Annotated in this window: 13 protein-coding genes; 7 read left to right on the top strand and 6 right to left on the bottom strand. The window is 70.0% G+C overall.

What is annotated here, in order from left to right; all coding sequences use genetic code 11:
* The first annotated feature begins 53 nt into the window (after positions 1-53).
* Both PGN37_RS17215 and lipE read left to right on the top strand, forming a co-directional pair.
* Positions 54-497, top strand: a complete 444-nt coding sequence (locus PGN37_RS17215; protein WP_335332213.1) for a hypothetical protein — start codon at positions 54-56, stop codon at positions 495-497.
* Entirely contained in the window at positions 494-1,747 is a 1,254-nt protein-coding gene (lipE, locus tag PGN37_RS17210) for a lipase LipE (RefSeq protein WP_335332272.1), read from the top strand. The genes PGN37_RS17215 and lipE overlap by 4 nt, the downstream gene beginning before the upstream one ends.
* Here lipE and PGN37_RS17205 read toward each other — a convergent pair.
* From PGN37_RS17205 to PGN37_RS17195, 3 genes are read right to left on the bottom strand one after another with little or no spacing between them, the layout of a single operon-like run.
* On the bottom strand, positions 1,744-2,844 hold the full coding sequence (locus tag PGN37_RS17205; protein WP_335332212.1) for an FAD-dependent oxidoreductase: 1,101 nt from the start codon (positions 2,842-2,844) through the stop codon (positions 1,744-1,746). The two genes, lipE and PGN37_RS17205, sit on opposite strands and share 4 nt — an antisense overlap.
* On the bottom strand, positions 2,841-3,713 hold the full coding sequence (locus PGN37_RS17200; protein WP_335332211.1) for a DUF1295 domain-containing protein: 873 nt from the start codon (positions 3,711-3,713) through the stop codon (positions 2,841-2,843). The genes PGN37_RS17205 and PGN37_RS17200 overlap by 4 nt, the downstream gene beginning before the upstream one ends.
* A 5-nt stretch (positions 3,714-3,718) precedes the next feature.
* Positions 3,719-4,510 (bottom strand): glutaminyl-peptide cyclotransferase, encoded by a 792-nt coding sequence (locus tag PGN37_RS17195; protein ID WP_335332210.1) that lies wholly within the window; start codon positions 4,508-4,510, stop codon positions 3,719-3,721.
* A 30-nt stretch (positions 4,511-4,540) separates the two neighbouring features.
* On the opposite strand from PGN37_RS17195, the gene PGN37_RS17190 reads away from it, so the two are divergent.
* Positions 4,541-5,701 (top strand): zinc-binding dehydrogenase, encoded by a 1,161-nt coding sequence (locus PGN37_RS17190; protein ID WP_335332209.1) that lies wholly within the window; start codon positions 4,541-4,543, stop codon positions 5,699-5,701.
* A 67-nt stretch (positions 5,702-5,768) separates the two neighbouring features.
* Here the strand turns inward: PGN37_RS17190 and hrpA are convergent, their stop codons facing one another.
* Positions 5,769-9,677, bottom strand: coding sequence for an ATP-dependent RNA helicase HrpA (hrpA, locus tag PGN37_RS17185; protein ID WP_335332208.1), 3,909 nt, complete (start codon positions 9,675-9,677; stop codon positions 5,769-5,771).
* 1 nt (position 9,678) lies between these two features.
* On the bottom strand, positions 9,679-10,077 hold the full coding sequence (locus tag PGN37_RS17180; RefSeq protein ID WP_335332207.1) for a VOC family protein: 399 nt from the start codon (positions 10,075-10,077) through the stop codon (positions 9,679-9,681).
* Positions 10,078-10,239: 162 nt separating this feature from the next.
* On the opposite strand from PGN37_RS17180, the gene PGN37_RS17175 reads away from it, so the two are divergent.
* Together PGN37_RS17175 and PGN37_RS17170 are read left to right on the top strand one after the other, a co-directional pair.
* The gene (locus tag PGN37_RS17175; protein WP_442932952.1) at positions 10,240-10,791 is read left to right on the top strand and encodes an MspA family porin; all 552 of its coding nucleotides are present in this window, start codon (positions 10,240-10,242) and stop codon (positions 10,789-10,791) included.
* A gap of 19 nt (positions 10,792-10,810) precedes the next feature.
* Positions 10,811-11,344 carry a hypothetical protein gene (locus PGN37_RS17170; RefSeq protein ID WP_335332205.1) on the top strand — a complete coding sequence of 178 codons (534 nt, stop codon included), beginning with the start codon at positions 10,811-10,813 and terminating at the stop codon, positions 11,342-11,344.
* On the opposite strand, the gene PGN37_RS17165 is transcribed toward PGN37_RS17170, so the two are convergent.
* The gene (locus tag PGN37_RS17165) at positions 11,341-12,234 is read right to left on the bottom strand and encodes a mycobacterial-type methylenetetrahydrofolate reductase (protein ID WP_335332204.1); all 894 of its coding nucleotides are present in this window, start codon (positions 12,232-12,234) and stop codon (positions 11,341-11,343) included. The two genes, PGN37_RS17170 and PGN37_RS17165, sit on opposite strands and share 4 nt — an antisense overlap.
* A gap of 194 nt (positions 12,235-12,428) precedes the next feature.
* On the opposite strand from PGN37_RS17165, the gene PGN37_RS17160 reads away from it, so the two are divergent.
* On the top strand, positions 12,429-13,589 hold the full coding sequence (locus PGN37_RS17160) for a hypothetical protein (RefSeq protein ID WP_335332203.1): 1,161 nt from the start codon (positions 12,429-12,431) through the stop codon (positions 13,587-13,589).
* 10 nt (positions 13,590-13,599) lie between these two features.
* Positions 13,600-15,057 (top strand): protein adenylyltransferase SelO, encoded by a 1,458-nt coding sequence (locus PGN37_RS17155; protein ID WP_335332202.1) that lies wholly within the window; start codon positions 13,600-13,602, stop codon positions 15,055-15,057.
* The last annotated feature ends 4 nt before the right edge of the window (positions 15,058-15,061 follow it).

The following is a 15,061-nucleotide window of genomic DNA, read 5'->3' as shown; positions in this document are numbered from 1 at the left end:
TCCCGCCCGCCGCCGCAGCACTTAGACTGTCTTGCTATGAGGCTGGTTTTCTCATGAGATCGATGCGTTTGGCCACCGTCGCCGTGGCGCTGACGTGCTCCTGCGTGCTGGCGCCACTGGCCCACGCTCAGCCGGCGCCTCCTGCACCGGCACCTCCGGCTCCCGCCGGCGACGGCCCGAAGACCACCATCGACGCCGACGGCTCCTATGCGGTCGGCAAGGACATCCTGCCCGGCGTGTACTCCTCCGCTGGCCCGGTCGACAACGGCGCCTGCTACTGGAAGCGCTCGGCCGGAGACAAGCTGGTCGACAACGCCCTGACCAAGAAGCCGGCGTTCGTCCAGATCGATGCGACCGACACGTCGTTCACCACCACTGACTGCCAGGCCTGGCAGCTCACGAACGCCCCGCTGCCGCCCCAGCCTGGCCCCGGCGACCTGCTGGGCGCGCTGACCCAGGCCATCGGCAGCGGCATGTTCAACGGAGGGCCTCGCTGAGTTCGGCCGGTCCAGATCGGGGTGACGGCCGCATCGCGGTGCCTGCGGACCTCGCGGCGGTCACCTCCGTCGGAGCCGAGGACCACACCGGCGTCGACCCCGCCGCGGTGGAGCGCATCTGGCAGGCTGCCCAGCACTGGTACTCCGCGGGCATGCACCCGGCCATCCAGGTCTGTATCCGTCGTGACGGCCGCGTCGTCCTGGACCGCGCCATCGGCCACGCCTGGGGTAACGGCCCTGCCGATCCTCCCGACGCGGAGAAAGTCGTCGCCGGCACCGACACCCCGTTCTGCGTGTACTCCACCGCCAAGGCGATCACCACGACCATCGCGCACATGCTCATCGAGCGCGGTGTCTTCGCCCTCGACGACCGGGTGTGTGACTACCTGCCCACCTACACCAGCCATGGCAAGGACCGCACCACGATCCGGCACGTGATGACCCACAGTGCCGGTGTGCCGTTCGCGACCGGCCCCCGTCCTGACCTCAAGCGGATGGACGACAGCGATTACGCGCGCGACATGCTCGGCAAGATGAAGCCGGTGTACCCACCGGGTCTGGTGCACATCTATCACGGTGTCACGTGGGGTCCGCTGATGCGCGAGATCATCAACGCCGCGACGGGTCGCAACATCCGTGACATCCTGCGCGACGAGATCCTGGCGCCGCTGAACTTCCGATGGACGAACTACGGTGTTGCGCCGCAGGATGTTCCGCTGGTGGCGCCCAGCCACGTCACCGGTAAACCGCTGCCCGCGCCGATCGCCAAGGCGTTCAAGACCGCCGTCGGCGGCACGCCACAGCAGATCATCCCGTTCTCCAACACCCCGGCTTTCCTGACCAGCGTGATCCCGTCGTCCAGCACGGTGTCGAACGCCAACGAGTTGTCCCGTTTCGCCGAGATACTGTGCCGCGGAGGCGAACTCGACGGTGTCCGGGTGATGTCGCCGGAGACGCTACGGGCGGCCACTCGGGAGGCCCGCCGGCTCCGGCCGGACCTGGCGACCGGACTGAAGCCGATGCGCTGGGGTACCGGATACATGTTGGGCTCCAAGCGTTTCGGCCCGTTCGGCCGGGATGCCGCGGGCGCGTTCGGCCACACCGGACTCACCGACATCGCGATGTGGGCCGACCCTGAGAGGGCTCTCTCGGTCGCGGTGGTCAGCAGCGGCAAGCCCAGTGGGCACCCCGAAGCCAAACGGTATCCGCAGCTACTGGACCGCATCAACGCCGAGATGCCCAGCCTCTAGCGCGCCCGGATACCCCGGTAGATTCCCCGGGCCACGATCCAGGGCATCAGCACCCGGTCGAACGACCACGCCGGGAAGCGGAACGCACGGCCGTTGGGCGCGAACACTTCCAGCCCGTCGGGTTGGATGCCCAACACCGATCCCCACCGCCGCGTCGGCGCGCGGTAGGTCTTGAGCTCGCCACCGTCGAAGAACGCACGCACGTTGCGGGCCAGCAGACCGTCGGCACGGTTGCGCGCCGAGCTGCGCAGCGGATCGGTGGCGGCGACGTCGCCGATCGCGAACACCTCGGGGTGCCCCGGCACCTGCAGTGTGGGGCCGACGCGCACGAAGCCCTGCTCGTCGAGTAGGTCAGCGGGCAGCCAACCGGTGTTGGGCTCGACTCGCCCGATCGCCCAGAGCACCACGTCGGCCGTCGCCGGTGGCTGACCGGTGCGCCACTGCACCGGGCCGGCAGTCAGATCGGTCGGCAGCTCTGTCACGTCGGCCCGGTGACCGGGATGTAACCCCACCCCGGCGTCGGTGAGCCTGCGCTGCACCGTCTTCCACGTTCTCGGATGATGCCCGGCGAGCGCGCGCTCCCCCGGGAAGTACAGGTCCACCCGCGTTCCGGGCCACGTGGTGGCGATCTGCGCGGCGCTGCTGACCGCGGCCGCTCCCCCTCCGACCACCATCACCGACCGGGCGGCGGCCAGCTTCTCGTGCGGTCCGCGCAGGTCCGCGTCGACCTCGTCGACACCCTGCAGGACGGGGGTGCGCCAGAACCCGCTGCGGACCCCGGTCGCGATGACGAGCGCGTCATAGGGCACCAGCTGCGCTGTGCCATCAGCGAGTTCGACAGCGACGCTGCGTGATTCGAGGTCCACACCGGTCAGCGTGCCGTGCACCGTGGTGACCCGGTCCAACCCGCGGAACCGGCCGTAGGGAATCCAGTTGTGCCGTGCCCACTCGTCGGGCCGAGCGAGCCGCCAGCCCAACTCCTGACCGCTGACCAGGCCGGGCTTGCTGCAGATCCCGGTGACCTGCGTGTGGCGTGCCAACTTGATCGCGGTGAGCACGCCGGTATCGCCGAGGCCGGCGATCACGACCCGCGTCACGCGCGTACCTTCGCCGGCGGCCGCGGCACGAACCGCGGCACGCGGTCGACAACCGACTGATAGTCGGGCCTGCGGGCCAGGCTGCGCTCCTCCATCATCGGGATGCTCGCGCCCAGGAACATCGCCAGCATCGCGGCGGCACCCGCGAACAACCAGCACGCCGTCGGCCAGGCCGCGACGCCGAAAAGGGCCACCGCGAACCAGAACCCGAACTCCCCGAAGTAGTTCGGATGCCGCGACCACGCCCACAGCCCGCGATCCATCACCTGCCCGGGCCGCCGGTCGCGGACGAAGCGGTGCATCTGCGCGTCCGCCGTGAATTCGAGTGCCACCGCGGCCATTCCGAGCACGAAAGCGACCACGCTGAGCCAGGCCAGGCCGCGCTGCGGCGCCGTCACCGCCACGTAGGCGGGCACCATCGCGAGGAACACCTGCAGCGTCGGGATCAGGTGGATCGCCACCAGATCCACCACGAGCTCCCACCGGCCCGCCCGTTCACGGAACATCGGGTAGCGCCAATCCTCGTGGTGCAGGCCGGGAAACGCGTAGAGCCAGTTGCCGGTCAGGCGCACCGCCCACACCATCACCAGCACGACCAGCAACGCCGACCGCAACGGATCGCCGTCACCCTGGCTCCACCAGTAGAGGAGCAGCAGCGGCGGGATCACGCTCCAATAGGCGTCGTAGAAGCTGGAGTTGCCGTAGGCCCGGCTGAACGCGAACACCACCAGTGTGGCCAGCACGTCGGCGATCAGGGTGTCCAGCCACAACCACCCGGTATCCGGTCCCCACAGCAGCCATGCCGCGGCCACGGCGACGGCGATCAGGTAGGCCACGGCCACGATCCACAGCGAGCGCGCCTTGCTCACCCGGGTCACCCTAGCCGGACCCGGAACGTCGTCGGCCAGTACTTGCCCGTCAGCAGGAACTCTTCGCCCGCGACGTGCGCGATGCCGTTGAGCACCTGCGCCGTCGGCGGAATGCCGCGCGCCCGGAGCCCGCTGGCATCGACCACGAGATCCACCGCACCGGTGGACGGATCGATCCGCACGATCGTGTCGGTGGGCCACACGTTGGCCCACACCCTGTCGCCGACGCACTCGAGTTCGTTCAACCCGGTGACCGGCAACCCGGACTTGGTGACATCGACGCCGCCGGTCTCGGTCAGGTCGTCCGGGTTCTGGAAACGCAGCCGCGCTGTGCCGTCGCTGCGGATCAGCCGGTCGCCATCCCGGCACAGGCCCCACCCCTGCGGCGTGATCGGGACTTCGCGGATCGGGGTCAGCGTCGCCCGATCCCATTCGACGGCCACCCCGTCGGTGTAGGTGAGCTGCCAGATCCGGTCCCCCACCACGGTGACGCCCTCGCCGAAGTAGCGGCCGGGCATGTCGACGACCTTGCGGACGGCGCCGGTGTCGGGGTCGAGCTCACGCAGTTGGGAGGTGCCGACCTCGCCCGTGCCCTCGTACAGCACGCCGTCGTCGATCTCGAAGCCCTCGGTGAACGCCATCGGATCGTGCGGCATCTCCCCCAGCACGACGGGCTCGACGACCGGCACCGCGGCGACCCCCGGTGGCGGTTCGGGCTCGGCGTGCGCGCCCGGCACGACCGTGACGACGGCCAGCACCGCCAGCGCGATCCCCGTCCACTTCTGCCGTCTGGTCATAGGCCTGTTCTACCGTGCGACGATGGGCCGATGAAAGCGGTCCGCTGTGTGAACGGCTCTCTCGACGTCATCGACCTTCCCGATCCCGCCCCCGCCGAGGGCCAGCTGGTCCTCGAAGTGCTGCGCTGCGGCATCTGCGGATCGGACCTGCACGCCAAGGACCACGCCGACGAACTGCGCGAGGTGATGGTCGAGGGCGGCTACACCGACTTCATGCGCGGCGACACCCCGGTGGTGATGGGCCACGAGTTCAGCGGCGTGGTCGCCGAACGCGGCCGCAAGGTGGGCAAGGAGTTCAGCCCCGGCACCACGGTGGTGTCGTTCCCGCTGCTACGTGCGCGCGGCGGCGTGCACCTGACGGGTCTCTCCCCCTTGGCGCCGGGCGCCTACGCCGAGCAGGTGCTGGCCGAGGCCGCGATGACGTTCGTCGTGCCCAACGGCCTGGACGCCGCGACGGCGGCGCTCACCGAGCCGATGGCGGTGGCCTATCACGCGGTGCGGCGCAGTGAGATCGCCACAAAGGACGTCGCGATCGTGCTCGGCTGTGGCCCAGTCGGGCTCGCGGTGATCTGTCACCTGAAGACGCTCGGTGTCGGCACGATCGTCGCCAGCGACTTCTCCCCCGGCCGGCGGGCGCTGGCCGCCCGGTGCGGCGCCGACGTCGTCGTCGATCCCGCAGCAGATTCGCCGTACGAGGCGGTGCCCAGAAAGCAACAGGGCATGACCGAACTGCCGGCGCTCTACGAGTTCGGCATGGGCTCGATGGAGAAGCTGCGCAAGGTGCCCGGCTGGTCGCACGTCTATCGGCTGGCCGACCGGCTCGGCGGGACGGCGCCGAAGCGGCCGGTGATCTTCGAATGCGTCGGGGTGCCCGGGATGATCGACGGGGTCATCGGCGCAGCGCCCCTGGCCTCGCGGATCGTCGTCGTCGGCGTGTGCATGGGCGAGGACAAGATCCGGCCCGCGATGGCGATCGGCAAGGAGGTCGACATCCGGTTCGCGTTCGGCTACACGCCGCTGGAGTTCCGCGACACCTTGCACATGCTGGCCGACGGCAAGCTCGACGCGTCGGCTCTGGTGACCGGCACGGTCGGCCTCGGCGGCGTCGCTGCGGCCTTCGACGCACTCGGAGATCCCGAGACGCACGCCAAGATCCTCATCGACCCGAAGAGCGCCGCGGTCAGCCCCTAGACGTCGAAACTGTATTCCGCGCGGGGTTTTCGGTCTCTGAAGCGCACGGACTACAGTCTCGGCAGATTCAGCCCGTGATCGCGTCGAGCGCGCGATGGATCCGCTGCTCGCTGATCGGGCGCGGGGTGCCCAATTGCTGCGCCCACAGGCTGACGCGCAGTTCCTCGATCATCCAGGCGATGTCGCGAACGTCCGCGGCGGCAGCCCGCGTCGGCGACAGCGCCGCGACCACCTCGTCATAGGCGTCCTGCACGGCGTCTATCCGATCCATCCGCTCGCGGTCGGCAGCGGGAGCCTGCGGCAGCCGCTCGAGCCGTCGGCTGACGGCGGTCAGGTAGCGGGTCAGGTCGGCCAACCGCGATGCCCCGGCGGCAGCCACGAAGCCGGCGGGTACCAGCCGCGCCACTTGGGCGCGGATGTCGGCGACCGCATCGGCCTGTGTCGGCGACGGAATGTCGGGGAGCGCGAGCGACACGTCGTGCAGCGCGCCGACCACCTTGTCCGCGCGCCGCACCACCTCAAGGGTCGTGGCGACCAGGGACTGCGACACACGTGCCCGAGCCTGCTCGAAGTCCGTTCTGGTCCAGATCGGTTCGGGCGCCAGCAGCTGCATCGCGGCATCGGCGCAGTCCTCGATCAACGCCGCCAGGGAACCGTCCGGGTTGGTGCCCAGCGACAACCGGGTCCGCATGTCGAGCGCCTTCTCGACCTGTTTGACCACCGATGGTCCGGTCAGCCGCAGCAGACGCCGGGTGCCCGCCGGCGCAGCGATGGCCTGCTCGGCCGCGCTGGCGAACACGCGCACCGCCACCGACGTCCCCTCGTCGACCAGAGCGGGGTAGCCGCGCACCGTGTTACCTGAGCGGCCCTGCCGTTCGACCACCCGCGGCACCTCATCGATGTCCGGCCACGCCCGCAACCCGGACCGTTCGAGGTCCCCGGCCGCGGCGGCCACCGCATCGCGGGCCGGCGCAGCCAGCGTGCGCTGCAGTTCGGTGAGGTCCTTGCCGCGCGCGACGACCTTGCCGTCGGTCGCCTCGACCGCGAACGTCACCTTCAGGTGGGGCGGGATCTTGTCCAGGTCGAAGGCGTCTGTGGGAACGAGAATGCCGGTGCGCCTGCGCAATTCCCGCTGCAGCGCATCGAGCAGTGGACCATCCTGCGGGGTGATCGCCGACAGCACCGCGCGAGCGGTGTCCGGTGCGGGCACGAAATTGCGCCGCAGATCCTTGGGCAACGAACGGATCAGCGCGGTCACCAGTTCCTCGCGCAGAGCGGGCACCTGCCAGGCGAAGTCGTCACCGCCGAGCCGGGCCAGCACGTCGACGGGTACGTGAACGGTGACACCGTCGTCGGTGGCGCCCGGTTCGTACCGGTAGGACAGAGGCAGTGCGACGTCCTCGGCCTGCCACGCGTCAGGCTGCGCGTCGCCGGAGTCGTTGCGCAGCAGATCATCTCGAGTCATCGTCAGTAGGTCGGGCGTGCGGTGCCGCTGCTTGCGCCACCACCCGTCGAAGTGCCGCGCCGACACCACGTCGGCGGGAATCCGGGCGTCGTAGAACGCGAAGACCTCGTCGTCGTCGACCACCAGGTCGCGGCGGCGCACGCGCTCCTCCAGGTCCGCGAGTTCTGTTCTCAGACGGGCATTGTCGGCGAAGAAGTGGTGTTTGGTGCGCCAATCCTGATCGACCAGAGCGTGCCGGATGAACAGGTCGCGCGCCACCGGCGGATCGATCTGTGCGTACCCCACCCGCCGCCGCGCCACCAGCGGCAGCCCGTACAGCGTGACCTTCTCGTACGCCATCACCGCGCCGCGCTCGGCGTCCCAATGCGGCTCACTGTGCGTGCGCACCACCACGTGACCCGCCACCCGTTCGACGGCCTCGGGATCGATGCGGGCCGCGATCCGCCCGTAGAGCCGGCTGGTCTCCACCAAATCGGCCACCACCACCCAGCGCGGCGGTCGGCGGGTCAGTACGGAGCCGGGCGCCAGCACGAACCTGGCGTTGCGCGCGCCGAGGAACTCTCGAGACTCCCGGCCTTTCGCGTCGTCCCGCATCCCGATGTGCGACAGCAGGCCCGCGATCAGTGCCGTGTGCACCCGAGCCACGTCGGCCGGCTCGTCGGATTCGGTGATGCCCAGATCACGGCAGATGCCGCGCAGCTGACCGACCAGGTCCTGCCACTCCCGGATGCGCAGGTAGTGCAGGAACTCCTCACGGCACATCCGGCGGAAAGAACTGCCGGACCGCTCCTTTCGCTGCTCACCCAGGTATCGCCACAGGTTCAGGAACGACACGAAGTCGGAGTGCTCGTCGGCGAACCGCGCGTGCTTCTGCCGGGCCGCCTCCTCTTTGTCCGTGGGGCGCTCGCGAGGATCCGGGATGGACAGCGCCGCGGCGAGCACCAGCATCTCCCGCACACAGCCCTCGGTGTCGGCCTGCAGGATCATGCGTCCCAGCCGGGGATCGACCGGGATCTGTGCGAGCCGGCGGCCCAGCGGCGTCAGTTCACCATCGGTGAACGCACCCAGTTCGGTGAGCAGGGCGATGCCGTCGCGGATGCTGCGGGCATCGGGTGGGTCCAGGAACCCGAAGCCCTCGATGTCTCCGAAACCCAGGGCAGCCATCTGCAGGATGACCGCGGCGAGGTTGGTGCGCAGGATCTCGGGATCGGTGTAGCGGGGCCGTGATTCGAAGTCCTGCTCGGAGTAGAGGCGGATGCACACACCCGGTGCGGTGCGACCCGACCGGCCGGCTCGCTGCGCAGCGGACGCCTGGGAGATCGGCTCGATCGGCAGCCGCTGCACCTTGGTGCGCCGGCTGTACCGCGAGATCCGCGCGGTCCCGGGGTCGACGACGTAGCGGATACCGGGCACCGTCAGCGATGTCTCGGCGACGTTGGTGGCCAGCACCACCCGCCGGCGGGCGCGGCTCGGGCTGAACACCTTCTGCTGCTCCGCGGTGGGCAGGCGGGCATACAGCGGCAGGATCTCGGCCCGGTCGCCGAGGTCGGCACGCAATGCCTCTGCGGTGTCGCGGATTTCGCGTTCACCGGACAGGAACACCAGCACGTCGCCCGGCGGCTCGCTCGCGAGCTCGGCGACGGCGTCGACGATCGCCTCGGTGGGATCGCGAACCTCGGTGCGGACCACCTCGTGGTCGGGGTCGTCCGGATCGTCTCCGTCGGCGACGACCGGCACTTCCAGTGGGCGATAACGGATCTCGACGGGATAGGTGCGCCCGCTGACTTCCACGATGGGGGCGCCCCCGAAGTGCCGGGCGAAGCGTTCGGGCTCGATGGTCGCCGACGTGACGATCACCTTGAGGTCGGGGCGGCGCGGCAGCAGCTGACGCAGGTAGCCGAGCAGGAAGTCGATGTTGAGGCTGCGTTCGTGCGCTTCGTCGATGATCAGGGTGTCGTAGCGCAGCAGGCGGCGGTCCCGCTGGATGTCGGCCAGCAGGATGCCGTCGGTCATCAACTTCACCAGCGTCCGGTCACTGGCCTGATCGGTGAAGCGCACGGTGTAACCGACCGCCTCGCCCAGCGGGGTGCCCAGTTCGTCGGCGATGCGCTGTCCGACGGTGCGCGCGGCGAGCCGACGCGGCTGCGTGTGGCCGATGGTGCCGCGGATGCCCCGGCCCAGCTCCAGGCAGATCTTGGGCAGCTGCGTGGTCTTGCCCGAGCCGGTCTCTCCGGCGACGATCACGACCTGGTTCGCGGCGATGGCCGCAGCGATGTCGTCGCGGCGCTCGCTGACCGGCAGATCCGGGTAGCTGATCGCGGGAACCGCGGCGAGGCGCGTGGCGACCAGCGCCTCGGCGGTTGTGATCTGCGCGGTCAGGCGGTCGAGCTGGGCTGGCTCGGGGGATCTGAGCTGGCGCAGCTTCCGGCCCAGCCGCGACGCGTCCCGCAGCGTCAGACCGTCCAGCCGTGCGCGCAGCGCACGCACCTGCTCCGTGCTCGGTTCGGGCATTTCAGCCGGCGGTCACCGTGGTCAGGCAGAACGGATGTCCGACCGGATCCAGCATCACCCGCCACAGCGTCGGCTGCGGCTGCACGTCGGCCTGGCGTGCGCCGAGCCGCTCGGCGGCCGCCACCGCCGTGTCGACATCGGTGACCGAAACATCCAGATGGACCTGGGTCGGGACGTCGGGATTCGGCCACGTCGGAGCTCGGTAGTCATCGACACGCATCAGCGCGAGGATCGCGGCACCGTCGGTGATCGCGACGACGCCGCCGTCGGGGGTCTCCACCAGTCGCCGCATGCCGAGCAGCGCGGCATAGAAGTCGGCCAGCTCGCCCGGGTTCGGGCAATCGATCGACGTCGCGCCCAGGGTGCCGACCGGAGGATCTGAGGTCTGCCCGGAAGTCATGGCGTCCACTCTGACACGCCGGCCGCGGACGGCGCTGAGCGCGCACACCCCGTGCCGGTCTGCTTAGCTACACGCGTGCTGTGGGGTGCGGGGAGGGTCTTTGCTGCTGTGACGGCGTTGGTGGCGGCGAGCGGCGGATTGGCCGGCGCAGAACCGGTGGCCATGCGCCCGCAGAGCTACGACAAGGTGTCCCGTGACGGCTGGCATCTCACCATCCGGATCGACAACGAAGTGGTCAACTCGGTGCCCAACCTGGCCAATGCCAACGACTCCCGGGAGGGCTTCGTCACCGCATCGGCGACCGCGACCGCAGTCGGCGGGTCCAGCCCGATCACTGACAGCATCTTCATCCTGGGCTACCAGCTGGGCTGCCAATCCGACGTGTCCGCCGGTCTGCAGTACGGCGGCACAGCCGGGGTGGCGCCCCAGGGCACGGTCGGCGTCGGCGGTGGCTCCGGTGTGTCGGTGGGCGGCACCGGTGGAGTCGCGGGCTTCGTGCAGACCGTCCTGCAGCCCGGCGTGATCGTCGACCTTCCACTGTCGAACATGACGCTCAGCCAGGACGGCCGGGCGATGATCGACATCGACAACATCCACATCAAGGCCGATGCGTGCGGCGGCGACGTGACCGTGCGGTCGTATGCGTACCTGCGCGTCTCCACCGACGTGGCCCACACGCAGTTCGCGGTCTACGGCGATCCGATCAAGATCTAGGAGTCTTCAGATGCGGCGGGTGGCTTCCGTGGTCCTCATGGGCCTGGCGATCAGCGCCGCCGCTGTCGCCACCTGCATGCCGGCGGCCGCTCAACCCGACCTGCCGGATCCGCCGCCGTGGGTGCCGCTGGCCCCCGACGTCGAGCCGGGCAGCTTCGACTACCCCTACAACGTCATCGCGGTCGAGCCGCCCCCTTTGACCGATTCACGCGGCGTGCGCATCACCGCGACCGTCGACGGCCCGTCACAGGCCGAGGGGCTGCCCGGCAGCAGCCGCGGCAACGCACCCCAGGACGACGGCCCCCTTGTCACGTCGAACAGCCGCTACGGGATCTCCGCCGGTCTCGAGCCACCGGGGACCCCGACACCCGGGGTGGCGGCCGGAGCCGGAATCGCAGCACTACCTGCCGCCGAGAGCCCGTCCGGCACCCCACCGTCGACCTCGCCGCAACCCGAATCGACACTGCCGGACGATCTTCCGCTGTACCCGGTGCCGGTCATCGAAGAGCCCGGTAATCCGCACGAACCGATCTACGGCCAGCCGCTGGGCTAATCGGTGTCGGGAGCCCAGAAAGCCAACATCTCCGCGAACGTCTCGAACGCCGGGGTGTTGACGCCGTAGGTGGCCTCGAAGTGCACGCTGAGCGGAAAGCCCAGCTCGCCGACCCCGTCGATCACGCGCTTGTACAGGTCGACCATCAGCTTGCGCCGCTCCACCGGCTCGGCGCCGGCCAGCTGCTTGACGAAGTCCTGCTCGGCGGCGACCGCGGCGTTGCCCGGGTCCTGGATCAGCCAGTTGATCAAGCCGACCTTGTTCTCCACCGCAGGCACGAACCCGAAGGACAGCAGGATCTCCGGCCGGTACTCGTTGGTGGCGGCGAACTCGGTGAGGAAGTCGACGATCGTGTCGGAGTACAGCAGCTGCGTCATGCCGTAGGTGGCGCCGCGACCGCACTTGAAGCTGAACCGGCCCTGCTCGCCCTCACGGGTCGGGATGAGGATGACGCCGCGGTTGTCGACGACCTCGTCGAACATCGTCAACGCATCCGTGGGCGCCACGCCCGAACCTTCGCCGTCGCTCAACGTGCGCGGCACCCCGACGAACGCGATGCCGTCGAACCCGCTGTCACTCAGCTCGGTCAACCGGCCGCGCAGCGTCGGCTCGTCCATGAACGCGGTGACCTGGGTGCACAACCCGCGCACCTCGGGCAGTTCGGGCTTGATCATCGACCAGAACTCGAGCACGTCGAGCTTGGGCTTCATCTCCAGGGGACGGTCGTCGTCCTCCTCGATCATGCCCGGGATCATCACGTGCCGAACCCGACCGCCGATGCCCGCTTCGGCCGAACAGCGCAGCACCTTCTCGGCGTCGGAGAGAGCCTGCTCGCGCCCCCGATCGACGTTCGGCGGCACCAGCTCCAAAGCGATGGTGTTCAGGCTCACAGCGTTGCTCCACATCTGAGGTTCTGACAGTCCGGCTGCCCGGCCGACGATGCTCGTCAGCCCACGATTCCCCCGTCGCCGGCGAGCAATCACCATACCGAGCGCGACGGTCCGGGGCGCGTCGCGGACCCGTCCCGCGGGCACCCGCTCCGTCCGGCCGCCCGATCTTCGGCCACCATGGAGAGCGATCCCCTATGAGAAATTCGTTCCGTTTCACCCTGACCACCGCACTGTTCGCCCTGCTGGCCGTCCTGGTCGCGGCGTGCAGCGGCCTGCAGTCGCCGCCCGGTTCTTCGTCCGGTTCTGCGTCATCGAGTAGCGCGGGATCGTCGGCGCCGAGAGTCACCTCCCCCTTCGATCCGACGACGACTCCGGCCGCGCCGACGGGCCCGCTGCTGGCCTACCGCGCCGCCGACGAGCTCGGCGTCGTCGACGGCACCACCAAGATCGCGACGGTGGCGGGGGCCTTCACCCCCAGCAACGACCTGATCACCACCGAAGACGGCAGGTTCGTCTTCGCCCGCACCGTGGACAACCACCTGGCCACGATCGACGTGCAGAACAGGCGCGGCAGTGTCCGGCAGATCCCGGTGGGGCCGACGCTCGGCACCGCGGGGGGCGCCACGATCGTGTGGTGGGAGCAGCCGAACCGGCTGATGAGCCTCGACCTGTCCGCCCCCGACGCGGCACCGCGACTGTTGCAGACTGTCGACCTCCCGCCTGCGCCCGGCGCGGGCGAGGCGCGACTGATCGTGGCGCGCGGCGGGACCGCGGTGGTGGCCCGCGTCGAAGCGACGCCGTCCCCGTTCGGTGGCCCGGACACCCTGTACGCGGTCCGCGGCCCCGGCCCCCCGACCTCGCTGGGGCAGGTCGACGCCAACAGCCCGGTCTCGATCGCCCGTCTGTCGCCCGACGGGGGTTCATTGGCCTACGCGCTCTACCGCGCGACCGACACCGCATGCGGCACCGCGGCCGTCGTGCAGTCCGACGCGGACGGCAACCAGCAGACATTCGACGTGACCGCGGCCGACCCGGCCGCCGGCTTCCGCATCACCAAGCTGTGGTGGCCGCGGGAAGGCCCGCCGAAGCTGAGCCTGACGACGTGGCGCTGCGGTCAAGCGGACGCGGCACCGCCCGTGGTCTGGCAGCTGACCGGAGACCACATCGCCCAGGTCACCCCGCCGACGTCGGCGTTGCAGACCACCGAGTTGGCGCCGGGGCAGCGGGCATTGATCCTGCCGCACAGCGACGGCTACGACGACCCCGACGGCGCGCTCGTGGTCGAGGAGAGCAACCGCCGGATCCCCGTCAAGGACGACGTCGACGCCATCGCGCTCATCGAGGCGTCTCCGTAGGCTGGGAACCATGAGCATCGCGCTGCACGACACGTTCGTCCGCGAGCTTCCCGAGCTCGCGCTGCGATGGCAGGCCGAGGATGCACCGGACCCGACGCTGCTCGTTCTGAACGAGGCCTTGGCCGCCGAGCTCGGCCTGGACCCGGCGTGGCTGCGCAGCCCCGACGGAGTGCGTCTGCTCGCCGGGGTCGCAGTTCCGGCCGAGGCCACCCCGGTGGCCCAGGCCTACGCCGGCCACCAGTTCGGCGGCTTCGTCCCCCGGCTCGGTGACGGGCGCGCCCTGCTGCTCGGGGAACTTCTCGACACCGCCGGACGGGTCCGCGACCTACACCTGAAGGGGTCCGGACGCACCCCGTTCGCCCGCGGCGGCGACGGCCTGGCAGCGGTCGGGCCGATGATGCGCGAGTACGTGATCAGCGAGGCGATGCACGCGCTCGGCATCCCCACCACCCGCTCGCTGTCGGTGGTCGCCACCGGCCGGTCGGTGTACCGGGAGACCGAGCTGCCCGGTGCCGTCCTGGCCCGGGTCGCCGCCAGCCACCTGCGCGTCGGCAGCTTCCAGTACGCATCACTGGTCGCCCAGCAGACCAAGGACGTCGGTGTGCTGCGCCGGCTCGCCGACTACGCGATCGCGCGGCACCATCCCAGCTGTGCGCAGGCCGCCCAGCCGCACCACGCGCTGCTCGAGGCGGTCATGGACGTCCAGGCCGACCTGGTGGCGCAGTGGATGCTGGTCGGCTTCATCCACGGTGTGATGAACACCGACAACATGACGATCTCGGGCGAGACCATCGACTACGGCCCGTGCGCGTTCATGGAGGCCTTCGATCCGGAAACGGTGTTCAGCTCGATCGACCACGGGGGCCGCTACGCCTACGGCAATCAGCCGGGCATCGCGCTGTGGAACCTGGCGCGCTTCGCCGAGGCGCTGCTGCCGCTGCTCGACGAGGACACCGACCGCGCCATCAGCATGGCCGAGGGGTCACTGGGTCGGTTCCGCGATCGCTACCAGAGCCGTTGGGACGAGGGCATGCGCGCGAAACTGGGGCTCGCCGGCGCCCCGCCCGAACAGGCTGATGCGCTGGGCCGGGACCTGCTGGTCGTGCTGCAGGCCAACGGCGTGGACCACACGTCGTTCTACCGGCGGCTGGCCGAGGCGGCCCGCGGTGACGCCGAGCCGGTGCGCGGCGAGTTCGTCGACCTCGCCGGCTTCGACGCGTGGCTGGGCCGATGGCGAGCTCTCGAACCCGATCCGGTGGCCATGGATGCGGTGAATCCGGTCTACATCCCGCGCAACCATCTGGTGGAAGAGGCGCTCGCCGCGGCCACCGACGGGGACCTCGGTCCGGTGGACACGTTGCTCTCCGCGGTGCGCTCCCCCTTCCAGGTGCGACCGGGTCTCGAACGCTATGCGGAGCCGGGCCGGCAGGAGTTCTCCGCCACGTTCCGAACATTCTGTGGGACCTGATCAC

It is taken from the genome of Mycobacterium kyogaense (genome assembly GCF_036946525.1).
In the GTDB taxonomy this organism is placed as follows: Bacteria; Actinomycetota; Actinomycetes; order Mycobacteriales; family Mycobacteriaceae; genus Mycobacterium; species Mycobacterium kyogaense_A.
Note: the sequence above shows the minus strand (reverse complement) of the source record. Positions and strands in the feature narration are given on the sequence as shown.